The organism is Diaphorobacter aerolatus (genome assembly GCF_014489535.1).
GTDB lineage: Bacteria > Pseudomonadota > Gammaproteobacteria > Burkholderiales > Burkholderiaceae_C > Diaphorobacter_A > Diaphorobacter_A aerolatus.
Map to the genome: position 1 here is coordinate 4,783,534 of NZ_CP060783.1, position 15,412 is coordinate 4,798,945.

The window sequence follows — 15,412 nt, forward strand, 5'->3', positions numbered from 1 at the left end:
TCGAGTCCGAGAACTGATACGACGACTGAAGGGGCACGTATCTCCTCGGAGGAGGTAAGGGTGGTGGGTGCGTTCAGGAGTACAGAACGAGAGGTTTGTGCAGCAAGTTCGCTTGCATCGTATGGCGATTCAATTTCTTGAAGTGAGCGGACAGAGGGGGAAGCCTATGCCAAGTCATGACACTCTCGTCCTCAGTGAAGAGGAGATCGCTGAAGGTGCTCAACGCATCCGCGACCGTAGTCATCAGCCTCATGAAGATCTGGGGCTGTACTTTTTCCTCTTGGCCACTGGAGCTCGACCGTTGGAGATCGCGCGTCTGGAGATCCGAGACTACCTTGACCCCACCGGGGGCGTGCGCCACTCATCCGAATTTCGACCGGAGGTTGCGATCAATGGCCGGTCGCGGCCATTGTTCTTTCGCAGCTCGAGGCTAGATGAGGTTCTGAGCAGCTATCTCGCCGAGCGTGTTCTCCTAAAACTCGGACTTGGTGAAGATGGGGCATATAGGGGGCTTGATCCAGCCACTCGACTGTTCTTGTCCTCGAGTGGACGAGGCTTTGAAATCACGCCGTACGAAGCGAACGGTCAGAGGCAGTTTCAATGCCGGAGCATCCTGGAAGCCTATCGCAAGATCTTTCGCTATGCCGAGCTCAAGAATCTGACGGCGCTTCGCGCGCGCCATACTGTTGCGGCAAAGCTGTTTGCAAGAGGGGCAGACGAAGTGCAAGTTGGACTGCTACTGGGTATCGCCGAACCTAGCGCAGTACGCGCGCAATTTCCGCGAGAACGCCTCACGCTGGAACAGCTCGTAGCCAATCTGATATAGCTTCAGCGTGTTACTGGAGCTTGACGCTCGGTGGCGGATGCGCCGATCGCCTTGATTTCTGGCTGTCGATCAGTAAGGTGTCTCGTATCGCAAGGAGGTTCTATGCGAAAAGCCATCTTCCTGTTCTTCCTGCTGCTGGGCATTGGCCTCGGCCACCTGTCTGCGCGCCATGAAGACTGGGGTGTGAGCGTTGTCATGATGGCTCTGGGGGCTCTATTTGGCGGAGCGATCGGAGGCGGCCTGTCTCAGATTGGCAAACAACGTACCGCTATGCGCCGCCGTCTTCTTACCGAAGAGGAAATTGAACCAATTCCCGGTGGCGGTAGTTCTGGCCGGGACATGGCAGTGAACTACTGGAGGGACGAAGGGCATGCTCCGTTCACGAAGCCGCCTCGGCCCGAACACGGAAGTCACATGCTCGACGCCGACAAGAACCTCTAACCACGCTATTTCTTCAGGGCGTCCTTCACTGCCTGCTTGGCGTCCTCGACGATAGGCGCGGCGTCCTCTTTAACCTGCTTGCCGGTTTGCAGCATCAGGGATCGCTCCGAAGCCAGGGTGCCATCCGGCGTTTTGGTGATCTGCGCCTTGCGCTCAAAAGAGTCCTGATCCGACGAGGAGCTCGCACGGATACGCTGGCCTTCGGCTTGGATCTCACTGCGCATGGCTGACGGGGACTCACCCCGAGGCGCAGCCCCTGGCCCACCGCTGGAGCCGCGCACGCTGCCCTGGTTGGCGCGGTGCTGGCTTGCAAGATCCGGCGCAAGGGCTGGGCTGCTGGAATTCTGCAGGTGCTGAGCGGATAGGTCGCCAAAGGCGGTTGGCACTGCGGTGCCGTCCGAGAACACGCGGTTGGGCTGCAGCGACTGCCTGGCCAGCTCCGCCTCCATCAGCACGCGAGCCGACGCGCTGCTGCCGCCATACTGCTCGGCATAGCGGGTGAACATCGCGAGATTGTGCGGGTCCTGGGCGATATCGATAGAGATGGTCTCGCCGCGCTCATAGGCCGTCGAGATTCGCTCGGCAAAGGCGCTGCGCTCGTTCAGGCTGGCGTCGGCCCGCTCGGTCCGCGAGGTGGTCGATGCCAGCCGGGCAGACAGATCCTGGGCTTCACGGCTGTCGCTGGCGACCATGCTGATGAAACTTCTGTCCCGAGACACCCGGTCGCCAAACTGCTTGAATTCCGCGAGCTGCTCGTTTGTCATCGAGGAAAGTACCTTCTGGTCGGCAGACGAGAGATTGGAGCTGTAGTTTTTCTCGACGACGGCATTCCCCTGTACACCACCGAAAGGGGTATTGATCCCGAGATGCCCAGAGGCCCCCATGGCGATCCGTGCCACCTGGGCCTGCGTGAGTCCGGTCGTGTCCGCCACGCTCTTGCTGATCTGGTCCAGCCGATTGACCGTCTCACCGAACTGCTCGAAGCCACTGGACGTGGTGCCCGTGCTGTTGCGTGACGAGCGCAACTTTGCAACGCCCTTGGTGAACGCCTCGGCGAGCACCGCCGAGCGCTCGCTGCTGGCCGCGACTGCTTCCCCGCGCGCCGCATCGACCTGGCGGCTCGCATCCTGCACATCCTGCTCGGACACCCGCATCGACACCACCCGCGACGCAAAGCCCTGGTTGCGCAGCAGGCTCACCGCTGTACGTCCCGTCAGCGCGTTGCCGGTGAAGGTGTTGCCGCTCAGGTCGTTCTGCCAACTGCCCATGAACGCCGAGGTCCGGTTGGGCGCGAGCTGCATCTGGTCCATCGACACGTTGCCCAGCGAGGTATTGCCCACCGTGGACGCCGCCGTCGAGCCCGAGAGCATGGCCTGCAGCCCCGACAGCCCGCCCACCAGGGCCGTGCCGAAGTTCTCCATGCGCTTGAGCGCGGCCCAGGCGATGAAGGGGATGCTGATGGCCAGATACCCGACGATGGCCTCGCCCGACAGCGCCCGGGAGTAGATCACCGAGGCGGTCTGCAGGGCCAGGGCCTTGCCGCCGGTGCCCAGGTCGGCGGCGGCCGCCAGGTCGTAGGCGGCGTAGATCGAGGCCATGTAGTTCAGGATGGCATAGAGCGGCGGCCACAGCTGGATCCAGATCAGGATGGCGGCATAGCCCTTGAAGGCCAGCATGGTCTCTCGGCCGCTGGTCAGCAGCAGCAAGAGCACGAACAGTGGGAAGAGGGCGTACGTCACCGCCTCGATCACGTTGCGGAACACCGGCAGCGCTTGTTCCGCCACCTTCCCGTAGTTCAGCCATGAGGCATTCATCTGGGCCACGGCCTGGGCCCGCCCGACGGCGAGCACCATGGCCGCCGGGTCATTGACCTTTTGGCCCACGATCTTGCCCGTATCCTCCAGTGCATTGAGCATGGCGTTCTGGCGGATGATGTCCGCGGTGGTCGCCGAGGCATTGGCAATGCCATTCTTCAGGTAGGCCTGCTGGACCTGCCCCGCGATGGCGGCTGCGGCCGCCGTGCCTGGGAGCGTCGGATTGAGCTGGAACGCCAGGCGCCCCTGGATGCGCTGCAATTGCGCGGGCAGCCGACCGTTCAGGCTCAGGTACACGTTGGGGCAGGTATCCACGCCCACGGCTCCACTGGCTCCCGTCAGGGTGCTGAACCGGGCAGGATTGGGCGATCCCATCAGCGGCCAGACATCGTCTGATGCAGAAAATGCCGCCGGATCCAGCGTACCGTCGACCAGGTCGTACGTCGTGCAGTTGTGGATGAAGTTCACCAGGTCGGTGCGGAAGCCCGGATCCTGGAACACTACATTGCCGGTCTCGCGGATCAGCCGGTTGCCGAACATCAGGCCGTTCTGCTGGTACGACAGCTCGGCCGGCAGTGCGCCGGCACCCGGGATCACCTGGAAGGCCGTCTCGAACAGGCCGGTCAGCGTATGGCCGATGGTGCTGGTGAGGCTGCCCAGCAGCGCCACGCCGAACGGCACGTTGTCCACCACTTTGACCGCGGAGCCGCCGGTCTTGTCGACCACGCCCACCGTCACCTTGGGCACGATCAGGATGCCGAAGACCAGCACCACCGAGCCCAGCCACTTCCAGCCCTGCAGCTTCTCCGGCGCGAAAGCGTAGGCGATCAGCGCGGCAACGAAGCCGCAGAAGGCGACCGCCGCAACGGCTGAGGCGTAGTCGTTGGAGGCATGGATGGCCGCGGCCGCGTTGAACACGCCGAACAGGCTGTCGGCATTCTGGTAGGCGTAGATCTCCCACATGGCCATGCCACTCCATCGGTGTCAGCGCGACAGGTAGGCCGCTTGTTGGCCCAGCATGTCCATGACGTGCTGGGGCATGTTGGAGCGCAACTGCCGCTCCAACTGCTCCAGGTGGCTTGCCACGGCCCGGAACGAGCCGACTTTCTGGTACAGCAGGTTCTTCTCCTGCGAGATCTGCAGCAGCATGGCCTGCGCGCGCTGCCGTACCTGGTTCGCCTGATCGCGCTGGGTCTGCTGCAGCGTGTAGTCCTTGGACAGCGCCGCCATGCCCAGGCGCAGGTTGCGTTCGAGGAAGACGTAGGCATAGTCCGCCGCGATCACATCGCGGTACTGGCCGATCAAGCTGTCGGCCAGCCCCGAACCCGGGATGCTGGTGCCCACCGAGAGCATCTTGTAGACGGGTTCGGTGGTCTGGTTCACGAAGCCCACCTCCGCCGAATTGTTGGGAATCGGCGTGCGCGTGGCGATCTTGTCCGCGATTGAGCGCATCATCGTCTCGACCTTGGCCGTGAACGGGACGTGGCTGTAGTTGGTGTTGAGCGAGACCACGTCGCAGTTCGTGTAGTCGTTGCAGCGCAGCAGATGCTGGACGACATTGGTGCCGGAGCCCGCCGCCTGGCCGTAGAGCAACTGGCTGATGGACGTGAGTGTCGGGGCGATGGGTTCCGGATCGCGCCTCGATTCCTCCGGGTAGTAGATGATGGTGCCCACCATGCTCATGATCAGCTCGCGCTCGGCGTCATCTAGGTAGGCGCCGGTGTACTGCAGCGCTTTCCAAGTCAGGTTGCCGACGAAGGGCGCCTTGTTGCGCACGTTGGCGTCGCCCGAGGAGCGCGCCGATGACAAGATGCTGGGCCGGTCGGTGCCACAGCGTTTGCGCGCGGAGTCCCGGTCGCTCTCCAGGCCCATGTCGATCGCGAGATCGGCGCAGGTCTCCTGGGAGCTGTAGCCCACGGCCTCGGCCGCCGTACTGACGATGGCTTTCGCCGTTTCGCAGGAATTAATACGGGCGTTGTTGATCCAGGTTTCCAGGCCCTTGGCCCACTTGGTCAGCCCCCGAGCAGCGGCGAGACCGCCTCCAGCGCCAGTTGGAACGCAATGCCCGGCAGGGCCGCCGTGATGTTGCGCAGCATGTTCTTGAACTCCTGCGCGGAGATGTGGCTGAAGCTGCCGCCGAACACGTCGATGCCGCCGCAGCCTGCTTTCGCGCTTGGAAACTGGATGGCCGCGAGCTGGTACACCTTGTTCGGCGATCGCATCATCAGGTTGCCGCCGGTGTAGGTGTTGTAGGTCTGGCCGCGAAACGCCCCCGGCGCCGTGTAGTTGCCGATGGCACCGAGGTTGTTGAACATGTCGTTGACCTCGCTGTTGAGATCGGCGCGACTGGGCATCACGGTGCACAGAAGCGACAGGGCGACGGCCGCAGCAGTGGCCTTGCGCGCATGAACGGTGCGGGAACGGATGGGCATGAAGACCTCCTACGGAAGAGCCAAGCGCTGGGTGGCGCCGGGCAGCATGGCCTCGCCGGTGGGCGATGAGACGGTGGCGATCCGCTCGAGCAGTTGCGATTCGGACAGCACGCCGAAGCCGATCGGGGTGATCTTTCCGGTATAGGGCTGGGCCAGGAAAACGGCCGGCACCTGGGTCACCTTCAAGGCAGTGGCAATGCCGTTGTCGGCTCGGGCCCGGGGGAAGCCCGGCATCGGTCCGCCGTCCACGCTCACGGCCACCACCTGGATACCATGACGAGCTTCGAAAGCCTGCAGGGTTGGCGCGAACGCGTGGCAGTAGGGGCAATCGCTGCGGTAGAAGAAGAACAGCACATGGTCTCTGCCCAACGATTCAACGGAAGTGGAGCGGCCTGCGCGCTGCTGCTGATCGAACACCTCCAGCGCCTGGGCATTGACCGGACGGCCCTGCAGCGTGGGATCGAGCTCCGGCGTGGCCCACGCTACGCGCTGCGCCATGTCGGCGAAGTAGGAAGCCCGGTTCACGACCTGCATCTCCAGCTCCATATAGCGCCGCACATTGCCCTCGGTCGGCCGCATGATCGCGATGTTGCGCAGCTCCTCAAGGGTCTTCTGCAAGCGCTCGAACTCCACCAGCTCAGGCGGGCGTGGTGGGGCGGAGGGCCGGGCGGGATGGCCGGCGCGGGCCGGGCGGTGGGCGCGGGCTCTTCCAGGGGTGGATCCTCGTAGAAGTGCCAGCCGCGCCAGCCGTCGGACCAGTAGGGGCGCGAGGCGTCGTCCATGGACGCTGGCGGAGCAACGCCCTGCGCAGAGGCCATGCCGACCACCATGGCGGCCACAGAGACCAGGGCAGCGGCCAGGATCGAATGGAGGTGCGCGTACATGGCCATCCCCTCAGAGCAGCGACTTGGGCGGAAGGCCCGTGGCGCAATAGTTGATGCCGAACTCGATCGTTTGCTTGCGTGGCGCCTTGGCCTCGGGCAGGCGCACGCCTTCTTGCCAGAAGAGCACCTTCAGCCGGCTGCAGCCCGGCTCCCTGTAGCGCCGCTCGGTGGAGACGTCGATGTAGATCGGCGACGTGGCCTCGAAGCGCTTGGTGATGGCGTCCGCGATTTCTCCGGTCAAGACAGCATGGGCCGTGCCGTCGGCGGACTGCAGGGCGGCCAGCATGACTGGTCGAGCGTCGGGAACCGGCGTTCGCACCGGCTCGGCGTGCGCCGCCGCGCAAAGGAGGTGCATGGACGCCGCCGCGACGGCGGAGACGATGCGTGCGCGGATGTTCATTGGCATCTCCCTTCCCCGTAGTAGCAGTTGCTCGCGCGGCCTGCAGTGCCGCCCTGGATCGCGCCTACGTTGGGCAGCTTGGGCACGATGGAGGCATAGAACTCGGTCAGGTCCATGCGCGAGAAGTCCAGCGACTGCAACTGGGCGATCGTGAAGCCCGAGCAGTCCGGCATCTCCGCCGTGCCCCACCACTTCATCACCTGCAGCCGGCCTTGCTCGTTGATGATCCGGGCCAGCACCGAGTTGAAGCAGCACTTCGTGGTCGTGTGCTCGATGCAGGACACGCACTTGCCCAGGATCCGCAGGCAGGAAGAGCAGTAGGTGCCGACCGTATGGCACAGCTTCGCGCCTTCTTTCATGGCGAGCTTTCCCTCATCCTCGTTGCAGGACATCATCGACATCACGATGTAGATGACGACCGCGATCACCAGACTCCAGGGGTCGAAGGCAATGACCACGCTCTCGCCGGAATAGAGGACGGCCGACCCAGCCGGCAGGGCCGTGCCATTGACCGCCACGGTGACGCCATAGCTGGTGAAGCTGCCGGAGAACCCCCGCCGGTCAGCAGAGCCGACAGTCCCTGGTAGACGAACTCGCGGTTGCCGGCGTTCATGAGCGTGTCGTAAACCAGCCGTGAGCCGACGCCATAGACGCTCTGGTTGCTCATGCCCGAGCCGGCCGAGTCGGCGTAGCAGCAGTTCTTGAGCAGGCGGTCGCGGCAGCTGTTGGCCTCTCCCTTGAAGACCTGCAGGTTGTCGGTGTCGAGGTAGACGCCGGCTTCGCGCCCAGCCTCCAGGAAGGACATGGAACGGGCAAAGTCGGCATCGTTCGTGTACGCCGTGTTGAAGCAGTTGCCCGCGATGCAGAAGACGTTGGCCGGGCAGTTGCTGGCCGCCACTGTTGAGCCCGGCGCCACCGGGCAGGTGTAGCGGTTCTCGGTGATCTCGCAGGCGCCGGTGGCGGGGTTGGTTTGCCTGCAGCTGGTGCCCGCCGACGTGCAGCCTGCGGCAGCCAGCGGCGCGCACTCGTCGGTGGGTGCGCCGTACTGGCACGACATGGCGGTTTCGTAGCGCCAACAAGCGCGAGTGACCGGCGCGCCGTCGACCTGCCGGGTCGCCGGCCCGTCCACGCAGCGCGCCGTACCGGAAATCGAGCAACGCCCGTCGCCTTGGAGGTTGGGACATTGATCGTCCCACTGGTCTGATTCCGTGACCGTCGTGTGCGGCCGCTCGTAGGCCAGCGTCATCTGCGGGATCGGGCCGTAGGCCGGGTTCAGCTGGAACCCGACGACGGGGCGGCTCGATCGCACAGTCCAGTAGCTCCCTGAGACCGCGCCCGTGTCGTCGTAGCCGGGGTAGTCCGAAGGCCCCTGCGTCGGCGCGTAGCAGGTTGCCTTGTCCAGGTAGGTCGTCTGGCTGGTTCCGCCGTCGCCGCCGCCACCGGTGGTGTACGCGATGTGGTCGCCGCTTTGCGTTCCGGCGGGACAGGCGGCATAGACCTCCAGGAAGGGCCGCTCGGTAGTGCAGGTCATGTCACCCGCGTCCCCGCCGCTGCCGGTGCAGATCTGCCGGTACTGCTGGGCGATGAAACCGGTCAGGCGGCAATCGTCACCGTTGCAGCGGTTGTTGGCGACCCAGACGCCGTTGGCGCCGCCACCCCACCAGTTGCCACCTGGAACCTGAGCGACCATTTGCGGGAACACGTACGCGGCGCTCATGTCCACATCGAAGAAGGCCAGCGGCACGCCGCTGCTCGTGACCCGGAAATGCTGGGCCGACGCCGGAAGATCCGGCTTGCACTGCACGGCCAGGGCGATGCTTCCCGAAGCCGCCTGGGCGAACCACTCGCCCGGCGAGCAACTGCTCGTGCGCGAGATCGACACCGACAGGGTGCGCGCGCAGGATTGCGCCGTGGCGCCGCTGTACTGACGGCACACGCGGGTCTCCGTCGCAGGCGTGGACACGGTATCGACCTGGCAGCCGCTGTAGTAGCTCGCGATGTCCTCCAACTGCGTCGACGGGTTGGCCGCGATGCGCCGGGCGCCCAGCACGGCAGGGTCGTAGGGCGAGACCGGCTCCCGCGACGTGTTGGCCGAAGCCCGGGCACCCAGCAGCGCCTGGCACACCGGGTCGTTGGGCGTGAGGGCGCAGGCGGCGAGCTGTGCGCTGGTCTGGCCCGAGAGATTGGGCTGGCCGTAGTAGAGGCGCTCGGGCGGTGCCGTCGTGTAGCCCGGCACCACGGACGAAGCGCTGGGCGTGGTGATCGTTCCCCGGGCCAGCGGGTTGGCCGCCTGACCGGCGGCCGTGCCTTCCTCGTGCGGGCCGGCCACGGCCGCTGTTTGGGTGGCGAGGACGCTGGCCAGCGTGAAGCCGATGACGATCCGGCGCAGCAGCAGTGCAAGAGCAGTAGGCATGCTGGGCTCCTAGTTCCGCAACCGCGCGAGGAACGGGGCCGCATCGGCGCGGAAGGCTGGGGCGGCGCGCTGTATGTGCTCGAGCGCATAGTGCAGGCTCACGTCTCCGGCCGTGCGCAGGAAGGCCTCCGGCGGCGCGCAGCTGCCGGCGGCGCAGGACTCGGGCCGCGTGCCGTCGCGCAGCAGCACGAAACTGGGCACCCGCGTGATCGCGAAGCGGTCGAAGGCCTGCGGGTCAATCTGCACCGCGACCTGGCGCTGGCCGATCAGCGGCTGCACCTGGGCCACGGTCTGGCGCAGCGAGCCGTTGGCCAGGCCGCGCAGGATGACCGAGGCACGGGCGCGAGCAGCCTGGTCGATCAGGCGCTGCAGCGTGGGACGGGGCATCGCGAGGCTGACGAAGACGAGCAGGCCGGGGCCCTTCGCCAAGCCTTGGGCGGCCTCCATCGCGTCCGTCTGCGATGCATAGCCGCGCGCCAGCGCTTCGAGGTCGATCGGCGTGCGCGTCACGGGCTGCGGCAGGGCGTCGATGGAGGGGGTGGTGGTCGCGGGAGGGATCGCCGGGGTGGTCGTCGGGATGTCAATCGGTGGCAGGCTGTGCTTGCGCCGCGCCTGTTCGATGTCCTGCTCGGTGACTGTGGGTTGTGAGCGGCGCGCGCGCTCGATGTCGGCCTCGGTGATGGCCGGGCCGGCGGCCCAGACGGTTGGCAGCGCGCTAGCGGCCAGCAGGGAGATGAGCGCGCGCCGCTGGAGGGCGGGGAGGTGGGAGCGGTCAGTAGCCGACACAGCAGTTCCTTTTTCTGAAGAGCAGGAAGGCGAAGTCCTCGCCGCGCACCGGGTACTCCTTGCCAGCGCCCAGAGCACGGTCGTGCGGCCGAAGGGCTGGCAGCACTTGCCGGCTTCCTTCGCGGTGTTCGGGATAGGGTGGGTGAGCTGGGTCTTGTAGGCGGTCTTGTCCATGACCGGCGCGAAGTACGGCCCGCACAGGCCGGCCTGTCCATGCCAGGCCCAGGCGATCAGCTCGCGGTGCATCTTGGCCGTGAGCCGTTGGGCCATCAGGGCCGCGGTGCGCACACCGCCCAGGTGGTACGGGACATGACCGTTCATCGGGTACAGGCCACCCTGGCAGCCCGCGCACCAGAACACCTCCCGGATCCCGAAGCCCACCGAGGCGGCCACGCAGTCGGCGGCGCAGGCAGCGATCGCCACCGGATTGGCGAACAGCGCCGCGTCCGGATTGATGATCAGCGTGAGTTCGTCGTCGGCCCACAGTGGATCAACCTCGGTCAGGTAGGCCAGATCGAGCGAGCCCTTCTCCAGGCACGGGAAATCGGTGACGACCTCCAGGTAGTAGAGGACCGGATTCACGTAGAAGTGGGCCTGGTAGAAGCTGCCGCCGTCACCGTCCCCTCGGGGCGGGTGAAGCGTGCCGCCTCGGGCGCCGGGATACCGGGATCAAGGTCGATGCCGCCGAGAGACGCTAGGCAGAACGGCTTGCGCACGGCCTCCACATGGCGCGCGGGTTCCCAGAATCCGATCGACAGGCCGATGACGGGATTCACGCCGCAGGTGCACAGCGGGCTCGAGGGGTTGTCGATGTCCTCCTGGTCGCCAAAGTTGCCAATGCGCGCGCCGCCGATGCTCAGCGGCAGGATGCAACTCCAGCAGATGTCGGTGATCGGATTCGGAAACTTGCCGGTGCAGGTGGCCGCGCCCGCGGCGCCCGCCGCAGTTCCAGTGGCCAGGAGCAGCGCGGCCAGCAACGCGGTCGCCAGCGCGCGGAAGATGCGGGTCATCGCGGCACCTCCATTTCGTCGATGCGCAGCCGCTTGCCCTCCTGGGAGACCAGGGCCGGCACCTGTGAGATGCCGAGCCGGCGCATCAGCAGTCCCTGCTGGTCGTAGTAGACGGGGATGCGCCAAGACTTCATCAGCTCCAGGTAGGAGCCGCCGGTGAGGATCGGCTTGACCTTGCCCTGGTAGCGCGCCATCAGCTCGCGCGCCTGGCGGACCTGGCGGCTGTCGCGGGCATCGAAGAACAGCAGGTGCCGCGACAGCGACACCACGTCCAGTGGATTGGCCTTGGTACCGGCGGCGAATAACAACTCGCCCTGGGCGCCGAGCAGGTTGCGGTCCAGCGTGTAGGTCGGGTCGAAGTAGAAGGTGCGGGGCTTCGCTGTGGTCTGCACGCCCACAACGGGAACCGGGCTGCGCACCGCCTCCGTGCCGCGGGCGCGGGCATCCTGCTCGATCCGGGCCAGCTCGCCGCTGCGTTCCTTCTCGCGCAGGCGCTGCTCGATCATCTGCAGCAGATGGGGCTCGGCGATCTGGTAGGTGGGGCCGAGGGTGCCGAGGTCGGTGGCGTGCGTCGAAGCGCTGAAGCCGGCCAGCATGGCGAACGCGAGGGCAAGGTGGTCTTTGGGGTTCATCGTGTGCCTCCGCGCGGACAGGGAAGCTGGGCGACGAGTCGGTCTCGCGCGGCGGCGTCCTTCTGGTAGGCGGCGCGGATCAGCCCCATCAGGGCCGGATTGCCTTCGCCCTCGGAAACGGCCTGCCGCAGCTCGGCCGTGGTCAGCGTGCGGCCGCAGCGCAATTGCAGGGCGCCGAGGTAAGTGCGTGCGCCGCTTTCCGCGGCTGGCGCGATCTGCTTGAGCAGGCCCAGGTAGTCCGCGAGGGGCATGTCGCCTGAGGTGTCCTGGCCGGGCGTCGCGGACAGCGACCCGAACGCCGGGTTGGTCTGGGCCTGCGCGATGCTCGTGGCCAGTGCGTGGCCCAGCAGGAGTGCGGCGAGGATGGAGACTCTGAACATGGTCCGGTTCCTCAGAAGATCGGCACCACGATGCCCACCACCTGCTCGGCACGCACCAGGCCGCTTTCGGCGTAGCGCGAGTCGAAACTGTGGGGACCGATGCCTTGGACGTAAAAATGCCCGGGTGGAATCACCGTTGGCGCGATGGGGGCCAGCGGATGGCCGTCGAAGGCTCGAGGCTTGGCCAGGCCCACGGCCTCGCCGTTGACGAAGACCGTGCGCTCCGACACCGTGACGATGTCGCCCGGCACTCCCCGCACCTGCTTGAAGAAGGGCTGTCCGCGCAGGCCGGGGTAGTGCTCCTGGGCCTCGCCCGCGAACGCGAACACAATCAGGTCGCCGCGCTGCACCGCCGGGTGCTGGTACTGCATCAGCGCCACGTGGTAGGGCAGGCTGGGCGTCCAGTTGACCAGCAGGGGCAGGCGCGGCGTCGGGTCGATGAAGAGCCGCACATAGGCAAAGCCCCAGATCGCGAACACCGGCAGGTAAAGGTACCAGCGCCGGCGCATATGGCCGAGGAAGTCCAGCAGGGCATCGGCGCGCCGCCGACACCAGCCGCGGGGCTGAATATTCACTGCATTGAGGGACTCTGGGTGCGCAGTCATGGCAGATCCACCTTGCGGCGCAGCGCCGCGGTCAGGTCCAGCCCATGGGGCGTGCCGGCGATCGCGCTCTTGATGACGACCAGGCAGCCACATTCCCGGGCAGTTCATCCAGCGCGGCGGGCAGGCGCTGCGAGAAATTCCGCGCCAGCGCGAGCGCACGCTCACGGTCGGCGCCGCTGCCGGGCTGGGTCAGCAGGCGGGTGAACTCGGCTTCCTTGGCGCGGTAGACCTCGGAGAGATCGACTACGCCGACCACCAGGGCCGGGCGCAGCACCCAGCGGTCATAGGCCGTGATGCCGAGGGCGACCAGCAGCGCCGAGACGATGGCGTTGAGCAGCAGCGGCCGGGTCATAGCGCATGCCCCCGCTGGCGCAGCAGCTCGGCAATGGCCTCGTCGATCGACAACCCCTGGGCACGCAGCGCATCGATGGGTGCGTTGTCCTCCAGCTTGTTCGAGAACAGCAGGTGCGTCGCCGGGTCCAGGATGTTGCGTGCCACGCCTTCGCCCACGGGAGACGAGATATACAACTCGGAGAACGCCCCGCCTCGGTGCGCAGTGAATTGAGCAGCCGCTTCTTAGGCTCGTCCATGGCCAGGCGCCCCTTGCGGTCCAGCATCTCGATCGATTCCGGCTTCTGGCGCAGCAGGAACACCCAGTCCGAGCAGTTGAAGGCAGCCTCCATTTGGGCGCTGCCGTAGTAGTCGTCGGCCGACTGCGTTGCCGTGCCCAGTGCCCCGCCATACTTGCGGGCCCGCCGTGCCGCTTCCTCGACCACGGCGGCCTTGACCGGATCGTCGGCGCCGATGTCGCCGAGCTGCTGCTTGAGTTCGTCGATGAACAGCACCTTGCGCCGGTTGCGCGTCAGGTACATCTCGCCGGTGATCTGGTGCAGCAGCAGGATGTTGACGACTGCGTGCAGGTCGGGCCGGCGCTTCAATTCCTCGTTCTCGATGACGATGAAGTCGTTCGAGAAGTCCACATTGGCCCGGCCCTCGAAGAAGCGCTCATACTGCCCACCCCTGGCGTAGGGGTTGAGCATGATGGCCAGATCGCGGATGCGCTGGTCGCCCGTGACCCGAGCTCCTCGATGGTCCCGGTCTTGAAGGCGTCGCGCAGCCCGGTGATCGTCAGGTCGTTGCCGTGCTCGCGCCAGAGCTTGAGCACCATGGCGGAGATGGCCTTGTACTGGACCTCGTCCAGCGTGTGCTGCATCGAGCACATCTTGCTGATGCCCGGCACCAGCATGTCGATGTCCTCGTTGATGTCGTGCACGATGGTGAACGGGTTCAGGCAGATATCCACGTCAGGCCGGAACTCGATGTAGGTACCCTGGGCCTTGCGGCACAGCTTCTCGAAGCTGCGGCCCAGGTCCAGCATCCAGACCTTGGCGCCGATCGCCCGGTACGACCAGGCCAGCTCGTTCATCAGCACGGACTTGCCCGAGCCGGGCGCGCCGATGATCGCGAAGTTATAGTTGCCCAGGTCGTTGTCGAACAGGTCCAGCGTCATGACCTGCCCGCGCCGCCCGCCGAACACCAGTGCCGGAGTGCGCGTGCCGCGCCACTCGGCGATCAGCGGCGCCATGTGGATTGCGTTGGCCATGGTCTTGCGGGTGACGCGGCGCATCTTCGCGAGGTCCTTGTGGAACCTCGGGGTCAAGGTCATCGGCAGGCTGGCCAGCAGCGCCTGGCGGTGCATGTAGGCGTCGGCGTTGAGCTGGAAGCCCCGCGCCCGCCAGATGGCGTTCGCGGCCTCGTGCGCCGAGGCGGCCTTGTCAGGGGGCGTGAAGATCGCGAGCTGGTGGTACAGGCTCACCAGGCTGCCGCCGGTGTCGATCGCATTGGCCGCGGCGGACCAGTCGTCGAGCTTCTTCCTCACGTCCGGCATCACGTCGGCCATCTTGGACTTGGCGTTCTGCGTGGCGCGCACGTGGTTGGCGGTGATGATGGACTTGGTGGCGTTCGGGTCCAGCACGTGCACGCCCAGCGTGATCAGGAAGGGTGCGCTGTACTGCAGCGCCGGTTGCATCAGGTCGCCGATCAGCGAGCCCATCTGCCACAGGGCAAAGCGCTCCGGGAACGACTTGATCGAATAGAAGCGCGCTTCCAGCACCTCGGCGCTGGTCTCCTTCCAGAGCGTGATCCCGAGGGGTGCGGGTCCTGGATGGTGTCGAAGTCCACGATCTGGTCGCGGATCTCGCGGCCGTCGTCGTAGCGCAGCCAGTGGTCATCGTCGTAGTTCAGGTCCTCGGCATCCGAATGCGCGATGCGGTCCGGGTTGGTGAACAGCGCGCACCAGTTGATCAGGTCGGCCGCGTCGCAGACCCGGTTGGGCAGCATGGCCGAGCGCAGCGTGGCCGCCATCGAGTCGCGCAGGGCCAGCAGCGCATCGCGCCGGTTCAGATCCTCCGCATTCCCCGGAAACGCCACGCTCAGCATCAGCCGGAAATCCCGCAGCGTGTAGTGAAACCCCGCCGTCAGCGAGTCCCGGGTGCCGTGCAGCAGGTGGTTGACCCGCTGGCGGGCCAGCTTGCGGAACAGGTTCTCATTGGGGACGGGGCGGCCGAACTCGCGAGCCTTCTCGGCCTGGTCCTCGTCCTCGACGCGCAGGTTCGTGTACTGGCGCAGCTGGTGGCGGATATGCGGCGAGGCAAACAGGTGGAACTGCAGGCCGGTGCCTGGCGGGCAGTTGGCGTAGAGCGAGACCAGTACCTCGGCCATGCGCTCGTCGGCGCCCGACTGGGGCATGACTTCGAGCATGAAGCCCATGCCGTCGCGGTTCACGAAGA

General features: G+C 66.1%; 18 protein-coding genes. 2 read left to right on the forward strand and 16 right to left on the reverse strand.

Features of this window, described 5'->3' with window-relative positions:
• Window positions 1-97: 97 nt before the first annotated feature.
• Together H9K75_RS22405 and H9K75_RS22410 are read left to right on the forward strand one after the other, a co-directional pair.
• On the forward strand, window positions 98-826 hold the full coding sequence (locus H9K75_RS22405; RefSeq protein ID WP_226858379.1) for a site-specific integrase: 729 nt from the start codon (window positions 98-100) through the stop codon (window positions 824-826).
• Window positions 827-928: 102 nt separating this feature from the next.
• Window positions 929-1,267 (forward strand): hypothetical protein, encoded by a 339-nt coding sequence (locus tag H9K75_RS22410; protein WP_187724191.1) that lies wholly within the window; start codon window positions 929-931, stop codon window positions 1,265-1,267.
• A gap of 5 nt (window positions 1,268-1,272) precedes the next feature.
• On the opposite strand, the gene H9K75_RS22415 is transcribed toward H9K75_RS22410, so the two are convergent.
• From H9K75_RS22415 to H9K75_RS24385, 16 genes are all read right to left on the reverse strand, one after another.
• Window positions 1,273-4,044, reverse strand: a complete 2,772-nt coding sequence (locus H9K75_RS22415; protein WP_187724192.1) for a conjugal transfer protein TraG N-terminal domain-containing protein — start codon at window positions 4,042-4,044, stop codon at window positions 1,273-1,275.
• Between the two features lie 21 nt (window positions 4,045-4,065).
• Complete coding sequence (locus H9K75_RS22420) at window positions 4,066-5,097, reverse strand: conjugal transfer protein TraH (protein WP_264294051.1); 1,032 nt, start codon at window positions 5,095-5,097, stop codon at window positions 4,066-4,068.
• On the reverse strand, window positions 5,094-5,513 hold the full coding sequence (locus tag H9K75_RS24920) for a conjugal transfer protein TraH (protein WP_264293905.1): 420 nt from the start codon (window positions 5,511-5,513) through the stop codon (window positions 5,094-5,096). The genes H9K75_RS22420 and H9K75_RS24920 overlap by 4 nt, the downstream gene beginning before the upstream one ends.
• Before the next feature lie 9 nt (window positions 5,514-5,522).
• Complete coding sequence (traF, locus tag H9K75_RS22425; RefSeq protein ID WP_264293907.1) at window positions 5,523-6,146, reverse strand: conjugal transfer protein TraF; 624 nt, start codon at window positions 6,144-6,146, stop codon at window positions 5,523-5,525.
• A 261-nt stretch (window positions 6,147-6,407) separates the two neighbouring features.
• The gene (locus tag H9K75_RS22430; protein ID WP_187724193.1) at window positions 6,408-6,797 is read right to left on the reverse strand and encodes a hypothetical protein; all 390 of its coding nucleotides are present in this window, start codon (window positions 6,795-6,797) and stop codon (window positions 6,408-6,410) included.
• Window positions 6,794-7,255 carry a conjugal transfer protein TraN gene (traN, locus tag H9K75_RS24365; protein ID WP_226858380.1) on the reverse strand — a complete coding sequence of 154 codons (462 nt, stop codon included), beginning with the start codon at window positions 7,253-7,255 and terminating at the stop codon, window positions 6,794-6,796. The genes H9K75_RS22430 and traN (H9K75_RS24365) overlap by 4 nt, the downstream gene beginning before the upstream one ends.
• On the reverse strand, window positions 7,222-9,210 hold the full coding sequence (traN, locus tag H9K75_RS22435) for a type-F conjugative transfer system mating-pair stabilization protein TraN (protein ID WP_226858381.1): 1,989 nt from the start codon (window positions 9,208-9,210) through the stop codon (window positions 7,222-7,224). Before traN (H9K75_RS22435) ends, traN (H9K75_RS24365) begins: the two co-directional genes overlap by 34 nt.
• Before the next feature lie 9 nt (window positions 9,211-9,219).
• Window positions 9,220-10,578, reverse strand: coding sequence for a type-F conjugative transfer system pilin assembly protein TrbC (gene trbC, locus H9K75_RS24925; RefSeq protein ID WP_264293908.1), 1,359 nt, complete (start codon window positions 10,576-10,578; stop codon window positions 9,220-9,222).
• Window positions 10,575-11,006 (reverse strand): TraU family protein, encoded by a 432-nt coding sequence (locus H9K75_RS24930; protein ID WP_264293909.1) that lies wholly within the window; start codon window positions 11,004-11,006, stop codon window positions 10,575-10,577. The genes trbC and H9K75_RS24930 overlap by 4 nt, the downstream gene beginning before the upstream one ends.
• Window positions 11,003-11,638 (reverse strand): type-F conjugative transfer system protein TraW, encoded by a 636-nt coding sequence (traW, locus tag H9K75_RS22450; RefSeq protein WP_187724195.1) that lies wholly within the window; start codon window positions 11,636-11,638, stop codon window positions 11,003-11,005. Before traW ends, H9K75_RS24930 begins: the two co-directional genes overlap by 4 nt.
• Entirely contained in the window at window positions 11,635-12,018 is a 384-nt protein-coding gene (locus tag H9K75_RS22455) for a hypothetical protein (RefSeq protein ID WP_187724196.1), read from the reverse strand. The genes traW and H9K75_RS22455 overlap by 4 nt, the downstream gene beginning before the upstream one ends.
• An 11-nt stretch (window positions 12,019-12,029) precedes the next feature.
• A complete protein-coding gene (gene traF / locus H9K75_RS22460) occupies window positions 12,030-12,623 on the reverse strand; it encodes a conjugative transfer signal peptidase TraF (protein ID WP_187724197.1) in 594 nt (197 codons plus the stop codon).
• Between the two features lie 31 nt (window positions 12,624-12,654).
• The gene (locus tag H9K75_RS22465; RefSeq protein WP_226858382.1) at window positions 12,655-12,975 is read right to left on the reverse strand and encodes a hypothetical protein; all 321 of its coding nucleotides are present in this window, start codon (window positions 12,973-12,975) and stop codon (window positions 12,655-12,657) included.
• Entirely contained in the window at window positions 12,905-13,663 is a 759-nt protein-coding gene (locus H9K75_RS24375; RefSeq protein WP_264293910.1) for a TraG/VirB4 family ATPase, read from the reverse strand. Before H9K75_RS24375 ends, H9K75_RS22465 begins: the two co-directional genes overlap by 71 nt.
• Complete coding sequence (locus H9K75_RS24380; RefSeq protein WP_226858383.1) at window positions 13,558-14,736, reverse strand: TraC family protein; 1,179 nt, start codon at window positions 14,734-14,736, stop codon at window positions 13,558-13,560. The genes H9K75_RS24375 and H9K75_RS24380 overlap by 106 nt, the downstream gene beginning before the upstream one ends.
• On the reverse strand, window positions 14,664-15,407 hold the full coding sequence (locus H9K75_RS24385; protein WP_264293911.1) for a conjugal transfer protein TraC: 744 nt from the start codon (window positions 15,405-15,407) through the stop codon (window positions 14,664-14,666). Before H9K75_RS24385 ends, H9K75_RS24380 begins: the two co-directional genes overlap by 73 nt.
• Window positions 15,408-15,412: the final 5 nt, after the last annotated feature.

What these genes read in the sequence shown, in the direction of transcription:
- H9K75_RS22410 (WP_187724191.1), top strand. Translation starts at nt 929, where the DNA reads ATGCGAAAAGCCATCTTCCTGTTCTTCCTGCTGCTGGGCATTGGCCTC.
- H9K75_RS22415 (WP_187724192.1), bottom strand. Translation starts at nt 4,044, where the DNA reads ATGTGGGAGATCTACGCCTACCAGAATGCCGACAGCCTGTTCGGCGTG.
- H9K75_RS24920 (WP_264293905.1), bottom strand. Translation starts at nt 5,513, where the DNA reads ATGCCCATCCGTTCCCGCACCGTTCATGCGCGCAAGGCCACTGCTGCG.
- H9K75_RS22430 (WP_187724193.1), bottom strand. Translation starts at nt 6,797, where the DNA reads ATGAACATCCGCGCACGCATCGTCTCCGCCGTCGCGGCGGCGTCCATG.
- traN (WP_226858381.1), bottom strand. Translation starts at nt 9,210, where the DNA reads ATGCCTACTGCTCTTGCACTGCTGCTGCGCCGGATCGTCATCGGCTTC.
- H9K75_RS24930 (WP_264293909.1), bottom strand. Translation starts at nt 11,006, where the DNA reads ATGACCCGCATCTTCCGCGCGCTGGCGACCGCGTTGCTGGCCGCGCTG.
- traW (WP_187724195.1), bottom strand. Translation starts at nt 11,638, where the DNA reads ATGAACCCCAAAGACCACCTTGCCCTCGCGTTCGCCATGCTGGCCGGC.
- H9K75_RS22455 (WP_187724196.1), bottom strand. Translation starts at nt 12,018, where the DNA reads ATGTTCAGAGTCTCCATCCTCGCCGCACTCCTGCTGGGCCACGCACTG.
- traF (WP_187724197.1), bottom strand. Translation starts at nt 12,623, where the DNA reads ATGACTGCGCACCCAGAGTCCCTCAATGCAGTGAATATTCAGCCCCGC.
- H9K75_RS22465 (WP_226858382.1), bottom strand. Translation starts at nt 12,975, where the DNA reads ATGACCCGGCCGCTGCTGCTCAACGCCATCGTCTCGGCGCTGCTGGTC.
- H9K75_RS24375 (WP_264293910.1), bottom strand. Translation starts at nt 13,663, where the DNA reads ATGCTCAACCCCTACGCCAGGGGTGGGCAGTATGAGCGCTTCTTCGAG.